A 23362-nucleotide genomic window follows, 5' to 3' on the forward strand; every position below is an offset into this window, starting at 1 on the left:
CATTCAGATTTTTCTGTCATCCCGACGAAGGAGGGATCTTCGAGTGCTAAGAAATTCGAGATCCCTCCTTCGTCGGGATGACAGAAAATAACCTACTTCGTTCTGATACGGTTAGCTTACACAGCTAAACTTAAAACAATTAAAACGCTAACCAGCCTGATAACTTGATGGCGAACGGTGTTACCGGAATACCGGTGCGACCGATATTGTCGCGGTAGGTGAGCCGGTGAACGGCGTCGATGCGTAACACTTTGAAGATGTTGTCGATACCGTATCCTACTTCGACATACGGTGTTCCCGTGAGCGAGCTGAATCCTTCGACCGCCTGACCAGTAGCATTGGTGGCCGGAATCATAGCCAGATTCTGCGACGAAACACTTCCCGCCAGTACTTTAGCCGTTATCAACTCCCGCCATTTGAGTCGACGCAGTAAGGGCAACCGGTTGAACAGCAGACCGTTGAAATTATGTTCAAATTGAACAGTAGCCCAGCGGTCGCAGACGAACTCGAAATAATTCATCAGGTTATACGCATTACCGACGTAGAACGACGACTCATTCCCAAGTGGCATGTAGAGCAGCGGGTAGGGGACGGTAGACGGAATAATACCCGTTCCGATGGTGTAATACGTTCGGCCCAGTACGCCCATTCGGAACGAATGCTTCAGGGTTAGTGCGATGCGGTGATAGGCAAAGTCACCGTCGAGAACATTCCGAAGGCCTAATGTGTAGCGTAACGTCAGGATGGGTTTGCGAATGGCTCCGGTGCTGACGCGTACGTTATCGTTCTGAAGTATAAGCTCGTCGGGAGCGAAGCGGGTTTCTGAAATCAGTTCCGTCGTTTCGTAAGTGCTTCGGATCGTCTGGTCGTCGTCGTGTCGCTGTGGCGTAAACGCAAACGGAAACAGAGGCTCAAAGCTACGATTTCGCAGCGCCAATGTCTGGGTGAACCCCCGGCCCATCTCCCGTCGGAAATAGATCAGGTTTTCTTCCTGAAAATAAGGCCGTCGGATCGTACCGAAGCGTGAGTAAGCCGCAAATAGCGAATTATTGCCAATATTGTCGGCCGATACACCCAGCCGTTCCAGATCGTACGAACGCTTTACACCGAAGACTGTCCAGGGCTTGCGGCTAATAATGTACTCGATGTTGGCGCTATATTTCAGTTGTTCGTCGTGGGTGCCGTAGGCAACATAGCCACTCAACAGCCATTTCTTGCTAAAGCCGGTAGTGGTGCGTAATCCCAGGCGAAACCGATTGCCTTCTACATCGTTATTGGCGTAGGAATACAGAATAGGCCCTAGTTCCAGATTCGATTTGCCCAGTGGTTTATAGCCGATGACACCCAGTTTGATGATCTCACCACCTATTTTCATCAATGGTACATTGCGTACCGAATCGACAACTCTCATGGCCCGAAGCTCCTTTGCTGAGATTGAACTGGGCCGTACACTTTGCCAGAATGCCGGGTCGGCTTCCTTGTAATCCTCGGCCAGTTCGATGGCGGGGTCGTAAAAGGTGATATCCCTCGGATTATTCTCGATGATGTTCTGCGCCGATGTGAAGAAGCGGACTAGTGCGCCCGGCGACCGGGGAGTCGGTTCGTCGCTGTCGATGGTCACCTCTGTTTGCGTTGGGAAGCGTAATCCCGACGGAGTTGTGTCCCAGACCTGCTCGATATGGAGTTCATCCACAAAGTTGATGTTGGCCCGTTTGTCGACCTGAGCGTCAATCTGGGCCAGGGCAAAATGGGTTGTATCAATCCAGATGGTTCCGTTAAACGCCAGATCGCTCAGTCGTTTGGGGGCGAACTCAATGGCGTAACAAACCGCATTGTTGAGCTGAACGGTGTCTTTCAGGCGGTATGTATAGATCGTTTCCCACTGGGCACCGATGGGTGAAGGGATGTCTTTTCGGAGTACGATCAGGGCGTTCCGATAAAAATTATACTGCTGAAATGAGGCCCCGGTCAATTGAGCAATCAGCCCGCCATCCGATACGCCTACCCCCGTTACATGTGATTTCAGCAGGTGCTCTTTGGTTTTTTGGGGGTTGGTACGGGCGTAAAAATTGGAGATCGTTTCGGAGATAAATACCGGTACGGCTGGCTGACCATTTTCGTCGGTGATGGCCGGAAGTTTACCCAGTAGTTTACCGATTGGTCCGGGGCCTTTGTTATTCTTTCGCTTTTGGGCGAAGTTGTTGATGTAGGCTTCAATTTTGGTGTAGCTTTCGTACTGATAGGCCTGTAACTGTGCCGGATTGTACTGGTCTCCCCGACGGACCGCTTCCCGCATCACCCGGTAAGCGGGGTCGCCCCCTTTGGCGTACACTTTTACCTCCTGCAAGCTGGTAGCAGCTGCTGTTAAGTGCGCGTCAATGACCTGAGTGATTTGTGCCAGAACGGGATACTTGCCCGTACGATACCCCAGGCTAAGTATCTGAAGTGAGTCGGATAACTCGCTGGTACGTAGTAAGTAACGTCCGTTTACGTCGGAAGTAGTACCCGAGGTTTTTCCTTTTAAAGCAATGCTGGCAAAGGGGATGCCCTCGCCTGTAGCTGCATCGATTACCTGACCGCTAATGGTATACACTTTCGGCTGAGCTGTGATCTGAATCGACCAGCCAGTCAGTAAAAGAACAATAGCCGTTAAGGTGCGTAGTAGTGAATTCATTCAAACAGTATGTCAGCAAACTGTTGTCCTATACGTAAGCGAAAAATAGTCAATAGAGTTTACTATAAACTAAAAAAAACGCCCCAAAAATCATCCTGGTCAGTAAAACCTTAAGGATATTCTAAAAAAGAAAGGTATTGTACTATTCTGCTGACTAAGATAGCTTCCTGTCTGGTAATCAATACGTATGGTAGCATATTTCCGTTGCAGCCGAAGGGATATAAAAACCAATAGGAATGTAGCACTGCTACATTCCTATTGGCAATCCAGGGTTACTGCCCTAATTGCTACTGCACAGATGGATAAGCCTGTTGAGCGGCTACAATACGCCACTTTTTATCCTGCTCCCGCAGTACATGGGTATAAACTGATGGCGTTGCTGCTCCGGTGAGTGTGCCTCGTACGACAATGAGTCGATCATCGAGAGCTTCGGCATTCGTTACCTTGGTTTTGATAACTTCGGGTGCTGTTCGTTTGAGCAGATTTTGCTGTACATCCGAACCATGTAGAAGCGTTCCGGCCTCCGTCAGTAAGGCTGTTTTGGCATTCATTACACTGGCTAGAGCGGCTGTATCGCCTTTACTGTAAGCGTTGGCGTAGGCTGTTTCGACAGCATTGGCAATGGAATCGACTTTGGTCTGTGGCATCGACTCAGGCCGGGGTTTGTTGCCACGTACCCAATTCTTACCAGCATTAGCCAGTTTATCGAAAACGGGTACATCGAACCCGATGCCAGCCGCAAAAACGATGGCGACGATTGCCGGGAGAATAAGCTCTTTCTGAAGGCTACCTGTCCGGCGGTTTCGCGTATAGCCTACCAGCGATGACCAGTTATTGACAATGTGAAAAACAGCGGCTGTTACGAACAGAATGCCGAACCAGGCATGGGTATGATCGACAATGTGTGAACCCTGACCGAAGTAAATCAGGAGACCCGTAACGGCCAACACCAGAAAAATGGCAGCAACAAACAGACTAACTAAATTTTTGGACTTCATAAAGCAGATTAGGTGGAAGAGGAGCCGAGTACCTCAATCGACTACAATTCAGATCAGAAATTAGTATGCAGAGGTAAAATGAAATGCAAAGTTATGACGGAATTAATCGCCGAACTATTAGCCCTCTGCTTTAGCTGTGGGCTAATAGAATAGGACTGATTTCTATTAATATGGCTTATACTCGCTGGGCGTGTTCTAAAAAAGAAACTCCTTCCGCAGGGCAGGAGGAGTTGTCTTAACCTAATCTAATCTGATGAAGTGTAATGATCGTCGGGCATTTCAATAAGAAAGCTTCTTTGAAATCCCTGTTTCGTTGACCGTTCTACGAACGAGGACGTCCACCGCGTCCGCTGCCACCACTGCGGTTGCCACCACCATTACCAGATGGCGATGATTGCTGTTGACCTTCGTTGTTATCGTTTCCACCGTTGTCATTTCCTTTTAGGTCGTCATTTTCAATTGATTTCCGGCGTTTCTGGGGCTGGTCGAAACTCATTTTACCCAGCTTGTAGCTGAACGTCATCCGAACACCGGCGTTGTAAAAGCTCGTTTGCGAATTCTGAGTCAGGATTGGAGAGGCCAACTCAGCGCGTTGGGTAAACGGATGGTTGAAAATGTTTTCAGCCGCTAAGCCTAAGCTGGCTTTCTTGTTGTTGAATTCTTTCCGCAGACCCAGGCTGTAGAAATACATGGGACTCTGATAACCCTGCAACTGGATCTGTTTGCCACGGCCGCCACCGAAGAGCTGGAAGCCCCAACCATTGGCCAACGAGATGCTGCTCATGATACGGCCACCAATTACCCAGCCTGCGTTCGAAGCCGAATAAATGGGGTTGGCGTTGTTATTGGTCAGATTCACATGGTACAAATCGATACCACCGCCCAGTTGTAATTTTTTAAACAGCATCCCATTCCCAAATAGGTTCAGACCGGCCGCATCTTCGTGACCAACGTTTTGGTAGCTGGTACGGATCACCTGTTGGAGTACAGGGTTCGTCGGGTCGCCGATCGACTGTTGTGATACGTCCCGAACAGCCGTGATTTCGTTATTGGTCCGGCGGGCGAAAAGCGACGCATTCAGGTACAAACCTTTGATGTTGGCGCTGGTACTAAACTCCACGTTGTCGGTCAATTCGGGCGACAGATAGGGGTTACCAATTGTGATGTTGGTCGGGTTAGCTGCGTTGATATTCGGGTTCAGGAACTGAATACCAGGGCGTTGAATCCGGCGGTTGTAGGCCAGTTTAATGATTTTACCACCCTTCAGACTTTTCGAGATGTTGATGCTTGGCACAATGTTACCATAGTTCGGAATGGTCGCGGCCGGGGTTACTGTCTCATTACTGAACCGGGCATTGATGAATGTGTACTCATACCGGGCACCGGCTTTGATGGTGAACTTGCTCTTGGTTGTCATCGTATACGACAGATACGTAGCGGCAATGTTCTGATTGTAGAACAGCGCATTGGCTGGGCGTGATGTGTCGAGTTGATAGCCGCCTGTTTCTCCCGTCGAGAAATAATACTGGTAATCGCTGTTGGCCTGCCGGAAAATCCCTTTGCCACCGAACTCCAACAACTGATTCGTTTTGATCGGTGTCTGGTAGTCGAGCTGCAGCGTCGATTCCTGGTTGTAGCTGGTGTTGTCGTTCTTCTGCCGTCCCGTCACGGTATGGAAGTCGGTGCCACCGAGCAAGTCGGCTACGAAATCGTTGGTACGGTTGTTTCGGCTATAAAGCGCCAGCATACTGAATTCCTGCTGTGGCTTATAGATTTTAGTATAGGTGACGTTGGCATCGACCGTACCCGACAGATCCGTTGTTTTTACATTCCGATTCGTAATGATGGGAAAATAACTGCTCGGAGCCGTCGTTTGGGTCAGTAGGTTGTTCTGGTTGGTAATGCCATTGCGGGCACCGTAGCGGATACTGGCTGTCAGCGACGTATTCTTGTCGATGTCGTAATCCCAGCCCAGTTGGAAGTTGCCGTTCAGGCGTTGGTTTAGCGTATTGGCGCTCTGGAGCGTTCGGGTAGAAGCCGAGTACGTGTTGGTGACAGGGTCGTAAGAGCGGGTGGTCTGGTCGTTCAGGAACGATCCCTTAATATTGTATTCAGCGCGTCCGAAACCACCCAGCGAAAAGCCCATCTTGCCCGTCCGGTAATTGCCATGCAACCCCAGCATACTACCCCGGTTGCCAAGGCCGCCGTTGGCGTCCAGCGTCATGCCCTGGAGCGTGTTTTTCTTGGTGATGATGTTGATAATCCCCGCTGAACCTTCGGCATCGTACTTAGCAGATGGAGAGGTAATAACTTCAACGGTCTTGATCTGATCGGCCGGAATCTGTTTCAGGGCGTCGGCTACGCTGCTGGCGACAATCGTACTCGGCTTGTTGTTGATCAGGACGCGTACGTTGCTACTCCCACGCAACTGGACATTCCCATCCAGATCGACCGACAGCATCGGTACTTTACGCATGATGTCGGTCGCATCTCCGCCTTTGGCAGCCAGGTCCTTATCCGCGTTATACACCAGCCGGTCTACTTTTTCTTCGACCATAGCAGCCTGACCAACTACGTTGACTTCGGCCAGTGTTTTGACATCAGGAGCAAGTTTTATGGTGCCCACATTGACAGAGCCGCCTTTAGCAATGGTCAGTACCGCACTGCGTTTGTCTTTATAGCCAATGAAGGAGTAGAGTAGTCGATATTTGCCCGGTGCTATCCGATTCATGGTAAATTGCCCCTGGGCATCGGCCGTTGTTCCATCGATCGGTTTATTGGTCGATAAGTTCAACAACGCCACAGTTGCGAACTCAACGGGTTTGTTGGTGGTCGAGTCCATCAGAACACCCGTAATTTTTCCGTTACCACGGGCAATCGGATCGGCTTCTGAAGGTGTGGCTCCCGGTTGAGGAGGAATACCTTCGGGCGAAATCGTGGACGGTGTTGAGCCAGCGGGCGCAGTAAAGTTGTCAGGTGTAGTCGGTTGCGAGGTGGTTCCGAATGGATCGGGGGGCGTTGCCGCAGGAACTGTTAAGCTGCTGGGCTGCGTGCTTTGGGGCGTTGTAGGGTTGGTACTGCCCGGTAGGGGCTGCACCTGCCCAAACGCAGTGGTTGCACTAACGACAAGTATAGAAAAAATCAGCGTTTTCATAACGGTTAAAATTGACGCGTCAAATGTCCAATAGTTGGACTACTCCAGAAAATTAATTTGGCGGAATGCCCGTTTTTGGCTGTCGAAGAGGATAAATAGCCGGGCGAAAAAATATGAATGCACCTGCATCCATCAAAACACAATAGTTTGGAAAACGTTTGAAAAACAGACTGTAAGAAATCGATCCAGCGCTGATTTATAGAGTAGTACAGTGATGGACTGGCAATTTTGAGGGTGAGCTGAGTTATCACCAATCGCTATCTGCTAAATTCGATTTCTGACAGATTGATCGAACAGGAAATGAGTTAACGGTCGACAAAAAGGCGGTAAGGACCGTGATGGCTTGGGCGTAAACCAGTACATTTGTCGGTAAACTAGTAACTTGCTTAACGCACTATTAACGTGTTATGACGCGGCTTCTGTTGGTTTTAGCCTTATTCTGCCCTGTTTTTTACCTGTTTACGTATAATTCCGGTTACGGCTACGATGCTTATGAATATCTGGTAATTGCGCGTTCGCTCAACGAAGGGTATCAATTATATGATTTTATTCCGTCGAAATCTTACCTGCTCTATTCATCGACAAGTGTACTGCTGAATCTGCTGGGAGGCTACAACCACGTTACGGTTTCGGCGCTTATTACGCTACTGGCAATTGGTGTCTTGATTTCGGCCTGGCAGGCTGGTCGGGTATTTAGTGAGCGAGCGGCTTTACTGACCACCCTGTTAACGGCGATTGGCTGCTTTTTCATGGAAATGAATTTCCTGGAGCCCGAAAGCTGGGTCGCTATCTTTGGCCTGAATGCCTTTACGGTGGCTGTCGGGAATAATGGCAAGCCAAACTGGCGGTGGCTGGCTGCTGGCGTTTTGCTGGGAATCGGCATGTGCTTCAAGAGCGTAGCCGCCTTTTACGTTGTTGGCTTTGGGGCGTATATCCTGCTCCTGTGCCTGACGGGTCGGATTACCTTCTGGCCAATGGTGATTCGGGGCATGCTGGTGTTGCTGGGCTTTGCTCTGCCTTTGCTGTTGTCGATTGGCTACTTCTACCTAACCAATCGACTGGATGCGCACCTGGAGTGGACTTACATTTATCCGTTCAGCGGGTATCCGGCTCATACCTTATTTCTGACTAAGTTTCTGATCAAGCTGAGCTGGCTGCTGCTCTTATTGCTACTATCGGCTGTGCTGGTGGTACAGCGACCGTATCGGATTATTTATCAGAAGACGCCTGCGGTATGGCTGGCGTTGCTGCTGGCCGCCTTTGCCTGTATGACGATGCTGAAGACACAGGCGAGTCATTACTTCTTTCAGGCGGCTGTTTTCTTCTCGGTACATCTGGGTTTTCTGGCCGATCAATGGCTGGACCTGTACGAAGCTCGTCATCGGAACATACCCTATCGGCTCATTTTTATGGGTACGGGCGGGGTAGGTGCACTCCTGCTGGTGAGTTTACTGCTTTATCGCCCGGCTGCACTGAAGCGGTTTACGTCCGTATCTGATTATTCAGGCGAAGATCAGGCTGGCGCGTTTATTCGGGAACAAGCGGGTGATGGTCATGTGTTACTCTTCGACAACGCTATGAGTTTGTACTACCTCTCGGACCGGGAGCCGAATGTGCCGTTCTTTTTTACCGAAATGCAGACCACCCATTACATTGAATCGCATCCTGATACGTACGGGAAAGCCCTGGCCGACACCAGCCTGAAGTTGGTTATTTTTGGCAATCGGTCCAGCCTGATCGACGATAGTACGGCTATCAGCAAACCCACCAATGCGTATGCGATCCGACAACTGCAGGCTGGTTTACAACAACATTTCGTTAAGGTGAAAGACCCTCGATTCCCGCTAACCTATTGGGTACGGAAGTAACCCCTGCGTAGTTGGCTTCTTTTCGATTATCTTTGTTTTATGTTGCTATCCGTTCTGATTCCTGCTTACAACGAGTTCAAAAATATAGATACGCTCATTGAGAAAGTTCAGGCTGTTCCGTTAACGAAAGAAATTATTATTGTCGACGACGGCTCTACCGATGGCACGCGCGATCGACTGAATACCTATCGCTCTGTGCCGAACATGAAGATTGTTTTTCACGAGCATAATCAGGGAAAAGGCGCTGCTATTCGCACGGCTATCCAGCACATGACCGGCGACATTGCTATTGTGCAGGATGCCGATCTGGAATACGAACCACAGGACTATATGGCGCTGGTGCAACCCATTATAGATGGAAAGGAGCAGGTCGTGTATGGTTCTCGATTCTTAAAGCCTGAAAACCGCCATTCGTATATGAGTTTTTATATCGGTGGGCAAGTTGTAACCTTGCTGGCCAATATTCTGTATAATCAGCGGTTAACCGACGAGCCTACCTGTTATAAAGTATTCAGGTCCGATTTTTTGCGGTCCATCCCACTCGATTGTACTCGTTTTGAGTTTTGTCCTGAAGTAACGGCCAAAGTGGCCAAACGGGGTATAAAAATCAAAGAGTTGCCGATCAGCTATTACCCCCGTTCCATTGCCGAAGGGAAGAAGATTTCCTGGTTCGATGGCATCGAAGCTATCTGGGTACTCTTCAAATATCGGTTTGTGAAATAACGTAGTCAGGCATGGTCAAGAGTGGTCAGGCCTTGTCAAGAGTTGTAAAGCTATACCTGACCATTCTTGACCACACCTGACTTCCTTGACTATTCCTGACCTCTTTCTTTCACAACACTAAGAAAGATCTTTGGAACTGGTGCGTCGAATCGCATGGCTTCGCCCGTGATGGGGTGGGTAAACGCCAGTGTTTCGGCATGTAAACCCAGCCTACCGATGGGGTCGGATTTGGCGCCGTATTTATCGTCACCGGCTATGGGATGGCCAATGTCGTTCATATGCACCCGTATCTGGTTTTTCCGGCCTGTTTCCAATTCAAGTTCGACCAGTGCATACCCATTGGCCGCTTTGGCAACCCGATAATTGGTAACTGACAGTTGGCCATTCTCCGGGTTTTGGCTGGAGTATACAATCAACGCCTTACTCTCACGCAGGTACGATGTGATGGTGCCCTGCGATGGCTTGGGAACACCCTCTACCAGTGCAACATACGTTCGTTGTTTGGTGGTTGCATTCCAGGACTCCTGCATCAACTGCTGAACTTTCTCGCTCCGGGCAAACATCATCACCCCCGAGGTGTCGCGGTCGAGCCGGTGGATGATGAAGATTTTGTTTTTGGGATTTTCTTTCTTGACGTAATCGCTCAGAATGCCATAGGCCGTACGATCGCGCTCTTTAGCCGTAGCCATCGACAGCAGTCCAGCCTGTTTGTTGATGACGATCAGGTCAGGGTCTTCGTACAACAGGGTTAACCCACGGTACTGCGAGGTTTCGGGTGCCCGGTTAGCGGCAACGGTAACTACCTGTTCCGGGCGTAGCGGATGGTTGAACTGCGTATAGACTTTGCCGTCAATCAGAATCTGTTTGTTCCGAAGCAGCGACTTGATATTGTTCCGGTTTTTATGCGGCAGTTGAGCGATCAGAAACGTCATTAACTCAGTCGGCTCTGATACAGTCAGATGCAGATCGGCACGTTTGCCGCGTGGCCGATGAGGGTGTTCGGGGGTATCCATTCCGCAAAGGTACGGTTTCGCTGCGAACTACGGTGCTGCCAGGCTCATCTACCGTTGCCGGAAGCCCTTAATTGAGCCTACGTTCGCACTCATTAAAGAACCTTTTCAAGGCTGCTCATCCCTCAGGTAAGTCGATAGAATGTGAGCGATCCGTTCAATTAACACGTCGTCTTTAAAGAGCGAGTAATGGTCACTCGCCAGTGTATAGACATCAACACCTTTGCGTGCATAGCGCTTCCAGCCAAAGCTGACAGGTCGGGCCGAGTTCACCCAGCCTTCTTTACCGGCAGCACGCATAAACACAATTTTTCCATCGTAGGGCTTGAATATATAACGACTGTAAGCTGTCAGGCTAGTGGCTATTAAGCGGGTATTTCCGGGTTCATTGTGTGGTCGCTGGCTCTGGTGATTACTAGCTTCTGACGTTTTCGAACGAAGGGTATGGCGAAGACTACGGAAAAAAGCATTTCCCCAAACCGGAGCTTTTTTATAGAAAATATGCCAGAGAGGGCCAGGCTCTTTCGGTAAGGAGAGCCAGACGGAATGATAATAACGGAACAATTGCACCAGCCTAAGTCGGGTTGGTGCCTGAGGATGCATAGGATAGCTATCGATAAGCGCTAACAGTATGATTTCTTTCCCCATTCGGCGGAGTTGCTGCGCCATTTCAAAGGCAATTACTCCCCCCATTGAATAGCCGCCCAGCGCATAAGGACCCATTGGATGCTGTTCCAGCAGTTGTTCGATATAATGGGTGGCCATGGCTTCTACACTTGGCAGGGGCGATCCTATGCCGTCCAGTCCAACGGCGCGCAACCCATATACGGGCTGATCTTCTGACAGATAAGTCGATAATTGGTAAACGTAACCTACTTCGCCAGATATGGGATGAACCAGAAAAAGAGGAGGTCGTTTCCCAAGAGGTTGTACACTAACCAGGGCTGACCAGGCTAGACCGTGATCCGTCAGGTGTATATACTGGGCTAGTTGGCGAATCGTTGGATTGGCAAACACGCTGTCGACCGGAAGGGTCAGACTTCGCTGTTGCTGCAATAGGGTGATCATCTGAAAAATGAGCAGGGAATGACCGCCCATGTCAAAAAAATCATCATCGAGGCCAACGGTAGGAACTTGTAGCAGCCTGCTCCAGATCGTTTGTAGTAATCTGACCAGTGCCGGGTCCGGCGGGACCAATTCGGTATGCTGCCGGATTGGGTGACTGACATCGAGTTGAGTTGACTGAGGTAAGATTGTTGGTTGACTCCCTGAGCCCGCCCACAGGTTGATCAGTGGTATATCGGGTTCGCTGATCACTTGATTCAATGTTGCCTTGAAGTCGTTGGCCATTCGAACCACGGTTTGATGCGTAAATAGATCCGTCCGATAGTTAAATACCCCTTCCAGTCCAGTTTGGGTTTCCCGAATGGACAAATGCAAATCGAACTTAGCGGTCTGCTGTATAAATGGAATCGGAATTACCGATAACTCGGCTAAATCCCATTCGTTTGTTGTATCTTCTTGATAATCAAAAAGAACCTGTATTACTGGATTGTAAGCTGAGCTACGAGCAGGATTCAGTAACTCGACAAGCTGTTCAAAGGGCAGTGCCTGATGATCATAGGCATCTAGTGTCCACCGATGGACCTGACGTAACAGTTGGCGGAAAGATAGCGTTGGGGAGAGTTCGATGCGCAACGCCAGTGTGTTGACAAAGAAGCCGATTAGAGAGACCAGGTCCGGGTGATTTCGTCCGGCAACGGGAATGCCTATCAGGAAATCGTTTGTATGCGTCGTCTGACCGAGCCAAACAGCAAAGGCTGTCAGTAAACCAAGAAATGGAGTTGTTCCAGGTTCAAGCAAGCCGTATCGAAATGGTTGCCAATGGTCATCAGGCAAGGAAAAGCAGTAATCAGCCCCGTTAAACGACTGGATAGGTGGACGGAGATAGTCAAGGGGAAGATTCGCTAATAAACAACTATCCGCCAGGCGATTTTTCCAGTACGTAGTCGCCTGCTGCATCGTTTCAGGTGTGTATTGCTCCTGCTGCCACCGGGTATAATCGATGTATTGGACGGGTAAGGGAGGTAGTGGGGTTAGTTGCTGTCGAACGAGCGACGAGTAAAGCTGGCTTAGTTCCTGGGCCAGTACGCGTGTTGACCAGCCATCATAAATAATGTGGTGAAAACTGAGCAGGATCACCCACGAATCAGGCTCTTTTTGGGCTACGTGGATACGAAACAGAGGACCTTGCTCCAGATCGAAGGGCTCATCGGCATGCTGGTTAATCCAGTCCATAAGGCCAGAACCGTCGTTTTCTAACGCGCATTCTGTGATCGGGATGTTAACCTCCGGGGCAATTCGTTGATAAGGAATTCCGTCGCGATGGGGGAAGGTGGTCCGTAAAATCTGGTGCCGCTGACTAAGCTCCCGGATGCTCTGGATGAAAATGGATAGCTTCAGCGGGCCAGTAATTTGTAAGATAATGGGTACATTATACGTACTGCCTACTGTTTTTCGATAGAGTTGATGAATAATCCACAGGCGATTCTGTGCAGCGGATAAAGGTGCATCTATATTCTCCGCCAATTCGTTCGTTAGGGGGCTGATGACTAAACGGCTGGCTTCGCCGGCCGACTGGCACTGATCAATAAATGCACTGATCTGGCGAATTGTGGGATGCTCGAAGATATCCTTTAGACTAAGAACCTGACCCAACTGCTGATAGATTTGCCCCAGTAGTCGCATCGCTACGATTGAACTCCCGCCAAGGTCAAAAAAATTATCGTCCAGTCCACTCTGGGGATGATTCAGGCTAGCCTCCCATAGGGGTATGATCGTGGCTTCGGTTGGGGTAAGTTGCTGCTCAGGCTGGCTCTGTCGGTGGGGAAACGCGGGTGGCAGCCGACTTTTGTCTACCTTACCATTAGGTGTCAACGGCATCTCGCTCAGCACGATGATGGCCTTTGGCAGCAAATAATCAGGTAGTTTGGCTTGTAGAAACGCGCGAATATCGTTCGGCAGGCTAGCCTCTTGCGGGTTATCTACCACAACATAAGCGGCTAAGGCTTTACTCCCAGGTATGGGTTCGGTGACTACTACAAGGGCTTCCCTCACTCGGGAATACTGACAAAGTACAAACTCAATCTCACCCGGTTCGATGCGAAAGCCACGGATTTTTACCTGGTCGTCCAAGCGGCCTAAAAACTCAATATTACCATCGGGCAGATAACGCCCCTGATCGCCGGTTCGGTACAGCCGATGGGCTGATTGGCCCTCCCATTGATGAGTGATAAACCGCTCACTCGTTAATTCGGGCTGAAACAGGTACTCACGGGCCAACCCGTCGCCACCAATCAACAATTCGCCGGGAACACCTACCGGTACCAAATTCAGAAACGGATCGACCAGGTAAAGTTGGGTATTACTAATCGGTTTTCCGATGGGAACCAGACTGGTGCTCAGGGAGAAAGCGGGCACGGTAAAAAAGCTGGCAAACGTCGTGCTTTCCGTCGGGCCATATACATGAATGAGCCTGCAATGGGGTAACTGCTGAGTGGCCCGTTGAATGTGTTCAGGCGAAGCGGTTTCCCCGCCGGTTAGTAGTTGAGTCAGGGATGTTAGTTCACCAATGCCACTGTCAGTCAGTAGGTTAAACAGGGCCGTTGTCAGGAAGATAGTATTGATCCGATGGACATGAATGGTCTGTTTGATGCGATCAAGCGACGGACGACTGTCTTCCATCAAGACTAATTGTCCACCGGTTGCCAGGCTCCCCCATAGTTCCAGGGTAGAGGCATCAAAGGCTAACGGGGCCAGACCAAGCATCCGGACTTCCGGATCTAACCGCATGTAATTAGGGTGTTGAATTAATCGCACAATGCCCCGATGCGGAATGGCTACGCTTTTGGGCCGCCCACTTGACCCGGAGGTAAACAGTACATACGCTAATTGCTCGGCGCTACCCGGTACGTTCTCGTTCTGAACGCTTTCCGTTGCCCAGGGAATCGGCTGTTGATCGAGGGGAATATAGATGGAAGGTACTTCCGAAGTGGCTAATTTGGGGAGCCATTTTAGCTGTGTAAGAATAACTCGAATGTTAGTTTGAGTTTGCAGGGCCTGCAACCGATCGACTGGATAGGTTGGGTCAAGGGGGACATAAGCCCCTCCGGATTTTAGAATAGCCAGTAAGCAGATGACTGTATCGGCCGATCGCTCCAGGCAGACGCCTACTAAGGTATTAGGGACTATACCCTGTTTGTGCAGGTACCGCGCCAATTGGTTGGCACGCTGGTTCAGTTGCTCATACGTCAGCGTTACCAAGCCGCATCTCAGAGCTACCATCTGCGGATAGAGCTGAGCCTGTTGTTCAACAAGCTGATGAACCAGTTGATGGCGGGCATACGGAATCCTTGTATCATTCCATTCGAACAAGATGCGATCACGTTCCTGACTGGTAAGCAGGCTGATGGTTTTCAATGGCTGTCTGGGGTGAGACATCAGATTTTCCAGGACGATGAGCCATCGCTGAATTAACTGATTGAGCTGGTCGACTGACCATAGGCTACGGTTATACATCAGTTGGCAGCCAACTCCATCTGAAATATGGGCAATCAGCGTATTCGGATCGGCAAATTGGTCAGGTTCTTCGGGGCTTCTATGAATGACAATAGGAAAATCCTGGCTTCGTATGGTTTGCCAGACAGTATGGAGTGCAGGTTGAGTCATCAACCAATCGAAGGCATAACTATAGTGTTCGTCAATGGATACTAATTCCTGACTAACGGTCCTGACCAGCTTCTCGGCGGTTCCATCCCAATCAATAGAGATTGTCAACGGCAGACAATCGGCATATAAGTCCGCTGTTTCGGAAGCTAATTGCCGACTTGCCGGTGACCGATACATCACGCTTATCGACGCCTGATTTTCTATACGAGCTATGGTCAGTAAAAAAGCAGCCAGTAAATCATTTGTTTGCTCGGCTTCAGCGTGTATTTGTGCCCACTTATTCCAAACGGCATCGGGTATTTCCAGAGTAAGCGTATCCATCTTCCGGGTTGATGGATGGACTAAATGGATAGGCTTGTAGACCGACAATCTGGTTAAAGACAAATGACCTAGTTTCCCCTGCCAATAAAATTGGTGAGGGGCGCACTGCATGTCAAGCTGGTGGCAGGTCTGAATAAAACTGGGCTCGATTTGGGGGAGACACTTACCCACGGTTAAAACCCCCTGATTACCAAGCTCGATAAGGTCGACCAGCTCGCCCTTTAACGTCGTCAGCTTGCTCGCCTGGAGCAGTCCCTGACTGGTTGAAACCTGCAAGCCGCCAGGGTCAATCGACGTAATGGTTCCTGGCTGGTAAGGTGGGTGGTTTGCTGATACGGTCGCTTCATGGAGTTCGCCAACCAGACACCAGGCATTGCCTATTTTGACTATTAGTTGACCAAATGGATTGGGATGAAAGCCAAAATCCAGGGCACGAAATAAGCGAATCGTTTCAGCGGCCGGTTGCTGCCAATCCAGAAGTGTATTAGGGCGCTTCTTTCGACCAACGTAAGACCGTTGGGATAAATTTTGTGGTATACCCGAAGCCGGTCCCAGCCGTAGCGCACTGACCAGTTCAGAAAAAGCCGCGATCGCTGCCGAATAGCATTTGATATTAAGGCTGATCGAGGTTTCGTCTGGTTCTATTGGAAATTGACGTTGGATAAGAATCGGTCCGGTGTCTATACCACTATCAACCACGTGCCAGGTAATCCCATGCTCTGTTTGACCGTGGACCAGGGCCCAAAACGTAGCGTGTACGCCCGCATAAGCTGGTAATAAACTGTCATGGTAGTTGATGGTCTGTTGACGGGCTACGCTCAGGATGGATTCATCCAGAAGAACATCGTTCGTAATGCTAAACAGGTAATCAAATGGGATTTCCGTTAGCTTCTCGTGAAAGCGACCGTTTGCAGGAAGGCAAGTAAGACCGGTTTCCAGGCAATGATTATTAACCTCAGCGTCATCGGAGATAATTCCATGAATCGTTATGCCGTTCTGCCGGAGTACCTGCGCGCATTCAATTAATAAGGCTCCTTTGCCAATTATAAAACAGGTGTGAAGCATGTTACTACTAGCCATTGCAATTGATAACTGCAATATACATAGCGCTACATCTGTAGTATATCTATAGGTTTAATTTTAGCAAAAACATAGTTGTTCCAATATTGTCAGGTGTACTTACCTCTATCTGAAGTCTAAACTCCGTCGGCCGATGGCATTTTTCCATTAGGGTATAACACGAGCTATCGACCAGCCTATTCCACCCATCACCAAATTCAAAAGGCAATAAATTTACAGGAAGCGGTTGAGAGGCCAGATTTACGCCTAGTTTGATCGGTACGATAGTGAATTTTAAATGCTTACTTTGGCGTGATCGCAAAATTGAGCTTGTCGGATGTTTTGGGAGTGAGTGCGGTGAAGTTAATCCGGTAAATGGTATCGCCCCATTTTGTGATAATACCCTGATCTTCGGGCGCTTCCAGCTTTACCTTTTCGACCGATGGCTGCAACTGTTTTGGATTATATTTCACGACAAAATCCTGCGCTTTTCCCTGTTTAGGAGCATAGTGAATGATCAGTTCACCGGATTTTCCGGGTTCGGCCGGGTAGCAGGTCATCAGGTGCTGGGTGAGTTGTGACGCCTGCTGAAGCGAGAACTCATCGTCTACCTGAACGCTTTTACCCCGATTCAGCCGGATGTTTCGTTGCCAGCGATTGACACCCGCTTCTTTCGGATAGGCCTTCGAAATATCGACGCCAAATTGAGTCCCGGCCTTATCCGTTTTGTACGACACATTGGATGCCTTGAATGACATGCCGGGTGGCTGGTTCTGTCCGTTGATAGTAGGCAGGTTGTGGAAGTCGGAGCAGTTGTACCAGATGTCGTACCGTTTGCTGCTGAACGTTTTCGCGGTGTACGTTCCCCGGCCCACGTCGATCAGCAGCGGTTGCCCATCAAAGTAGACCACATAGTTGCCGATGTCGTTATGGTTATGGCTTTCGTCGTTATGACCACCTTTGGCGGCTACGTAAAATCCGTTGGTCGTACCGGCCTGATCGCGGGCAGCAAACACCTGCAGATCGGGTAGCCAGACATCTTTGGGAAGCGGTAACCCCTGCGCAGCTTTCTGAAACTCATCCTGCATGAACAGCGAATAGAAGTTGCGGAAGAAGTGAAACCGTCCGATGCTACCGTCTTCGGGTTGCCGATAATAGGCGCCAAAACGCATCATGTCGGGCTCGTTGATCGCTTTCCCATACCGATAAATCATGGTAGCGGCCATGCCCGGTTGGGGGTCGGCATCGGCGAAATTCAGAAAGTATTTTTCACTGATTTGGGCACGGTAGATAAATCGTCCCATATTCCGAAACTTCTCGTCGGCATACACATACTGAAAGGCATCGTTGCTGGCCGTATTCAGCATCGCAATGTTGTCGAAGAGCGAAGCGGCTGCGGCACCCCAGTAACTTGGTCCTTCATCGCAACCCCCGTCCTGCGGATACGGATTTACAAACTCATCGAGTACATGTAGTAGTTTCGCAACGGATGCCGCCCGTTTGTCATCGTCTTTTTCGAGCAATAAAACCGCGTTGAGCCAGTTGGAGCAAATCCAGGGATTCCAGTTGTTGGGCGGGCGACCGGCGGATGTTTTGGTCATCCAGCCGTGGGGTTTGCTCATCAGGGGCTGGAAAACCCGGTAATTGGTTTCGTTGTAGATACGTTTGCGGACTTGGGGTGAAACGGCATCCAGTTTATCGCCCAGGTAATAGTCGACCCAGGCCAGATAGGTAGCGGTTTCGGCGGCAAACAGATCGACAAACGGCTGCGACACATCCATAAGCCCCAGATACGCCTTCCCTTTGGGCAAATGGGCCGACGCACCCCAGAACGATTCTTCACAAATGGACCAGACGCCATCGACAATCGGGTCAAGAAACCGCCCCTTATTTTCAGCGATTTCGGCCAGGAGCAGCGTGCCCAGCACTTCCCGTTTTTTAAAGCTGATGGCTTCGTAATCGGTTCGGTTGCCCGTGCGTTCGATCAGTAGGGATTTGGTAGCGGGAATACTCGGCCACTGATAGGTCAGGTATGATTCGGCTTTTTTGACATACGCGTTCAGCATCGCCTGATCGGCTTTGGCCCAGCCTGCCCGGTCGTCCCGTTTCGGAAAGGGTGCCCACTGGGCCTGTGGAATCAGGACCTTTTTCAAATCGTCGGTGGTGTATTTGCCGCTTAACATGTTTTGGTTTTGGGCAGACACAGTACCTGCCAACATGAGGAGCAATGCGAGGAAGAGTTTCATGAGTAAAGCGAGCGGCTTTTAAAACAAAGAGTGCGTCAACAGAAAAAGACTATCATCGGGATTGTTTACCTGACTGGGTAGGGGAGGCAATTCGGTTGGTGAATAAACTGCCGATGCCACAGCCATAAGCGGCCGGAACTCTTCGGGGTGCAGCGCTTTGATTTGCTGATACGTCCAGGCTTTTTTCCCTTCGGCAAAGGGTAGCATCCACAGAAAGGCTTTTTTAATACTCTTGCCGTCGGGCGTTTCGTAACGCCATAAGTCGACTGATACCGCATCGGCTAGTTGGGCAAGGATAAAAAAGCCTTTTAGATTCATGACTGAGTAGCCCCAGGAAAGCGTACGGGCCAGTTCATGCGGTTGACTACCATCGGCTTTCAACTGGCTCTGAATCCGCTTCATCGTTTTCTGTTCGATAATCTGTTTCGCCAGATTTTTATCGTCCAGAAACAAAGCGAAGGCAATGGCCTGAACGTCGTAATAGGTGCCGTGGTTGTTATGCTCGTCTTCTTCGTCTTTGCCAATCGGGCTATGCAGCATCCAGTCTGAAAATTGCCGAAACCAGTTTTGCAAAGCGGTATGGTCGGCTGATGACCAGGCGTTTGAGCCTTTTAGCAACTGAACCGAATCGACTAGTTTGGCGAGTGCTCGGGTATCGATCAGTCCAATGCCCCGCCCGTCGGTAATGCCCGGAATCGCCTGGCCATAGTTCAGGTTCGGGTTCATCTTGGTATCGGGATTCAGAAACCAGATTCGCAGCCATTCAGCAGCCCGACCAGCATAGATTTCATTGCCGGAGAAGTAGTAGGCAGCGGCCAGTATCTCCACGTTTCGGCATAGCTCTTTCAAATATTCCGCATCCTGAATCGCGAACCGTTCAGGATTGATCTGGCCGTCTTTTCGAATATACGGCAGCCCATTGGGTTTGGTGGAATCGGGCCACCAGTAAGGCCCCACGCTCATATAGTCGTGCTTGTCGCCACTGGGGGGTGTTTTACTTTTTTCAACGACCGAATGAGCTTTCTCCGTTAGCACCTGATCGGCTAGCTTAAGGAGTTGAGTTTGTGCGGCTTTTAGTGATTGATCTCCTTTTTGAATGGCCTCTTTATTTGCCTTTAAAAGACTGGCGTTCAGAAAGGTAGTTGGTTCTGTAGTAGACTGAGCTGTGGCATGAAACCCTGTCAAAACAAAAAGAGTGCAGCCAAGAAAGAAAGAGAATCGATTCATAACGAAGGTTGTTCTGTAGAGATTTTTGTCATTCCGACGAAGGAGGAATCTTGAGGTCCACTACGATGCTTTAAGATTCCTCCTTCGTCGGAACGACAAAAACATAGGTATTTCATACGCTAAAAATCAGAACTTCCTGAAAGATTCCACTCTCAGGAAGTTGCTCGTTCTAAACCTACAATTAATTTAATTTTAAGCGTTTTATGCTGATGGTCATAGACTTAGCGCCATTGTTGACGGAGTTGACGTACACATAAGCAGTGTAGGCTCCGTCGGCGGTTTTGACAAACGCACCCTGGTCGGCGGCAAAGCCATACGCATAATCGGCCGCGTTTGGGAAAGTCGTTTGTTGTAAATCCAGATCATCAATGTACACGTCGAAGCCGGTCGTGCCCCGGAGTTGGGCATCTTTCACATCCACTCGCTTGTCAATGGCCGTACGGGGCTTGGCGAGTCCGGTTGGCAGCGTTACGTCTTTCAGGTAATCAGCATTTGAAGGCGCTACGATCGCATGACCGAAGGCATAATTGCCTGTGCCGAGTGTGGCCCGGTAGATGTACACGAAGTCGATTTTGCTGGCCAGGTTATTCTGTTCCACTTCAGCTTTGGTGTACACCGCCATGTCGGCAATGGAAACATAGGCTTTACCGCCATCGACCAGCGCTAGTGACCGTTTCATATCCATCCGGCTGATCCGATACGACGGCGACTGATAGCTGACTTCCTTACCATTCGAGGAGGTACCACTAAATCGAAACGAGACATCTTTACCTTTGGCGTCCTCACCCGGATAATAGTAATACCGAAGTGTAACGGCTTTGTTGGTAGCTACATCAATGATTTTGGCACTTGATACCGTCCCGTTCGTAACAGTATCAGTAGCCGTTTGAACGGGTTGATCGACACCCGTATTGCGGTTGGTGTACCACGAATAACCACTGAAACCCGTTCCTTTAGCGCCCGCGATGGTCGCTTCGGCCTTTACATTCTGGAGGTCGCCTTCGGTGGTGCCCAGTGCATAGGCAAATTCAATCCGATCGCCCACAACGGCAGGCCCGGTGGTTTTCTTCAGCAAATCGTTTCGGAGCGAGTCGGGGGTTACGTCTTTGGTCTGACAACCAGCCGTGAGTATCCAGAGGCCCAAAACCGATAAAACGGAATAGGTTATCTTTTTCATAGTCTGCGTAAGGGTAGGGGTTATTTCTGGACTGTAACCGTTACGGTATAGGTTTTCCGAACTTGCCGATTTCCCGACACCACCGTATATTTTTGCGGCTGGGTGTAGTCGGTCCAGATGCCCATCGTTGGTTCCACAATCGCATCGGTAACGACACTGCAATAGGGTTTTACCCGCTGTATGTTGGTGCCAAACCGGGCCACTGCCGTAACGGTCAGGGCGGTGGTGTCGATAAGGGTTTGGCCGCTAACCAATACCGTGCGGTGGTCGGAGCCGAGCAGGTCAAAAAAGGTCATAAAACACTGAGTTCGGCCTGTAACCAGCAAACCCGATTCGTCGATGGGTTCTTTGCCGCAGGAAAGCAGCCCGATCAGGGCCAGTACACCAAAGAATTTATAGAAAGCTATTGATTTCATAATGGTAAGGTTGTCGGCTTGACACGGGTTAAAGCCAGGGCTCATTCTGGACTATTTTTGAGTTGACTTCGATCTCGCCGGTTGGAATCTGGAATATGTAGTACCGCTGGTAGTTTCGGTCGGGCGAGTTCACAAACTCGTCGCGGATACGGGTACCCTGCGAGTCGTAAAGGACCTGGCCGTTCGGGGCGGGCCAGATCTCTTCGGCTTTGCGCCAGCGCCGGATGTCGAAAAAGCGGTGTCCTTCACCAACCAGTTCGATGATGCGCTCCTGTTCAATGGCTTTGAAGAAATCGTCTTTCGTGGCAAACTTAGCCTGATTCAGCGCGGGTAAGTTGCCCCGGCGACGGATGCGGTCGAGCAGGGTAAACAGTTCGGCTGTAGGGCCTCCATTGACTTCGTTAACCGCTTCGGCATACATCAGCCAAACGTCGGGCAGGCGCATCATGTAAATGTCCTGCGGGCCGTCGCTGCGTCCGATACCTCCCGTTTGCCGTACCCATTTGCGGAAAATATACCCGGCTGGAGCACCATCGTAGTTGATGTAGGTGACCCCATCACGGCTACCGAAGCGGAACGGAATGCTATCCTGCACGGTCAGTCCATCGGTTGAGAGCCGGAGCATTTTCTGTTCATCCCAGAGCATGGTGGCCCGCATGCGGTAGTCTCGCCCAACGTACGATTTTGGATTCGTGGCGCTGTTAACCTGTGTTGTATTTTTCGAAAGCACCAGCGGTGGGGCAAAATCGCCGGTGCTGATGAGTTGATAGCGGTTGGCCAGCCGGTAGGTAGGCGCTACCCAACATTGAGCATTACCGGTGTTGCGGGTGCCGAAGTCGCGCATCAGTTCTTCGCCCTGGCTCAGCAGTGGCCCGCCAAACTGCACCGAGAAGATGATTTCGGGGTCGTATTCGTTGAAATACTGAAATAGGTGCCAGTAGTTTGGGTTGTCAATCGGCCCCGGATCACCACCCCGGAAAAGCGGGATATTCTTGTCGATGATTTTCTTGAAGTCAGCGGCAGCGGCTGTGTAATGCTTTTGGGCATCGGCACCATTCCCCGCCGTTTTCATCCAGCAGGCCCAGAACAGATTGACTTTGCCGCTGAATGCCCAGGCCGCCAGTTTAGTGGCCCGGCCCAGATTGTCGCCCGTGTAGCTTTCGGGTAGTACGTTGGCGGCAAAATTCAGATCGGCCAGGACCGAATCTTTCACCACGGCACGCGGGGTTCGGGTGAGCGTATAGGCTTCGGCGTTTCCGTCCAGTTTCTTATTGAAGAACGGTACGTCGCCCCACAGATCGATGAGCCGGAAATAATTCAGCGCCCGGATAAACCGCACTTCACCGACGAGCCGGGTCATCAACGCCAGATCGGACTGCGATTTCAGATTCGCCCGTAAAGTATTGATGTTGCCCAATACGTAGTTCGCCCGGTTGATGGCCCGGTAACAGTCGCTCCACAAAAAACCGAAATTGCCGCTTGAGCCAATAGCACCGGGGCTAAACGAACCCTGGTTGTTGCTGGTGCCGCGTGTGTGGACAAACTCCCCGGCTCCATCGAAATAGTAGTCCCGGTCGAAGGTAGTCCGGTTGGCTTCGTACACGCCATTGACGGCGAAAATGGCATCGTCGGTCGTTTTCCAGAATAAATCCGACGAAAGCTGGGTGGTGGGGACCTGCTCAAGCAAGTCCTCGGTACAGGCCGTTATCAGGAAGGCAAGACCCAGCAGAATAGATAAAGAAGTCAGTCGTTTCATGCGTG

12 protein-coding genes are annotated in these 23362 nt (G+C 50.2%); 2 read left to right on the forward strand and 10 right to left on the reverse strand.

The genetic code is table 11. The features are described from left to right. Nucleotides 1-139: 139 nt before the first annotated feature. From ACYVFD_RS21920 to ACYVFD_RS21930, 3 genes are all read right to left on the reverse strand, one after another. Nucleotides 140-2674, reverse strand: coding sequence for a DUF5686 and carboxypeptidase-like regulatory domain-containing protein (locus ACYVFD_RS21920; RefSeq protein ID WP_461092639.1), 2535 nt, complete (start codon nucleotides 2672-2674; stop codon nucleotides 140-142). 287 nt (nucleotides 2675-2961) lie between these two features. After that, nucleotides 2962-3672, reverse strand: a complete 711-nt coding sequence (locus ACYVFD_RS21925; protein ID WP_461092640.1) for a DUF4405 domain-containing protein — start codon at nucleotides 3670-3672, stop codon at nucleotides 2962-2964. Between the two features lie 322 nt (nucleotides 3673-3994). Next, nucleotides 3995-6826 carry a TonB-dependent receptor gene (locus ACYVFD_RS21930; RefSeq protein WP_461092641.1) on the reverse strand — a complete coding sequence of 944 codons (2832 nt, stop codon included), beginning with the start codon at nucleotides 6824-6826 and terminating at the stop codon, nucleotides 3995-3997. A 407-nt stretch (nucleotides 6827-7233) separates the two neighbouring features. On the opposite strand from ACYVFD_RS21930, the gene ACYVFD_RS21935 reads away from it, so the two are divergent. Then, nucleotides 7234-8694 carry a hypothetical protein gene (locus ACYVFD_RS21935; RefSeq protein ID WP_461092642.1) on the forward strand — a complete coding sequence of 487 codons (1461 nt, stop codon included), beginning with the start codon at nucleotides 7234-7236 and terminating at the stop codon, nucleotides 8692-8694. A 39-nt stretch (nucleotides 8695-8733) separates the two neighbouring features. Then, on the forward strand, nucleotides 8734-9417 hold the full coding sequence (locus ACYVFD_RS21940; protein WP_461092643.1) for a glycosyltransferase family 2 protein: 684 nt from the start codon (nucleotides 8734-8736) through the stop codon (nucleotides 9415-9417). Nucleotides 9418-9506: 89 nt separating this feature from the next. Here ACYVFD_RS21940 and ACYVFD_RS21945 read toward each other — a convergent pair whose 3' ends face one another. From ACYVFD_RS21945 to ACYVFD_RS21975, 7 genes are all read right to left on the reverse strand, one after another. After that, the gene (locus ACYVFD_RS21945; protein WP_461092644.1) at nucleotides 9507-10430 is read right to left on the reverse strand and encodes an RluA family pseudouridine synthase; all 924 of its coding nucleotides are present in this window, start codon (nucleotides 10428-10430) and stop codon (nucleotides 9507-9509) included. A gap of 105 nt (nucleotides 10431-10535) precedes the next feature. Next, entirely contained in the window at nucleotides 10536-16541 is a 6006-nt protein-coding gene (locus tag ACYVFD_RS21950) for an amino acid adenylation domain-containing protein (protein WP_461092645.1), read from the reverse strand. Between the two features lie 296 nt (nucleotides 16542-16837). Then, the gene (locus ACYVFD_RS21955; RefSeq protein WP_461092646.1) at nucleotides 16838-18781 is read right to left on the reverse strand and encodes a heparinase II/III domain-containing protein; all 1944 of its coding nucleotides are present in this window, start codon (nucleotides 18779-18781) and stop codon (nucleotides 16838-16840) included. Nucleotides 18782-18799: 18 nt separating this feature from the next. Further along, nucleotides 18800-20008 (reverse strand): alginate lyase family protein, encoded by a 1209-nt coding sequence (locus ACYVFD_RS21960; protein WP_461092647.1) that lies wholly within the window; start codon nucleotides 20006-20008, stop codon nucleotides 18800-18802. A 181-nt stretch (nucleotides 20009-20189) separates the two neighbouring features. Continuing rightward, the gene (locus ACYVFD_RS21965; protein ID WP_461092648.1) at nucleotides 20190-21185 is read right to left on the reverse strand and encodes a DUF4466 family protein; all 996 of its coding nucleotides are present in this window, start codon (nucleotides 21183-21185) and stop codon (nucleotides 20190-20192) included. A gap of 20 nt (nucleotides 21186-21205) precedes the next feature. Next, entirely contained in the window at nucleotides 21206-21601 is a 396-nt protein-coding gene (locus ACYVFD_RS21970; RefSeq protein WP_461092649.1) for a hypothetical protein, read from the reverse strand. Between the two features lie 28 nt (nucleotides 21602-21629). After that, a complete protein-coding gene (locus ACYVFD_RS21975) occupies nucleotides 21630-23357 on the reverse strand; it encodes a RagB/SusD family nutrient uptake outer membrane protein (RefSeq protein WP_461092650.1) in 1728 nt (575 codons plus the stop codon). Nucleotides 23358-23362 lie beyond the last annotated feature (5 nt).

The organism is Spirosoma gilvum, from assembly GCF_054776815.1.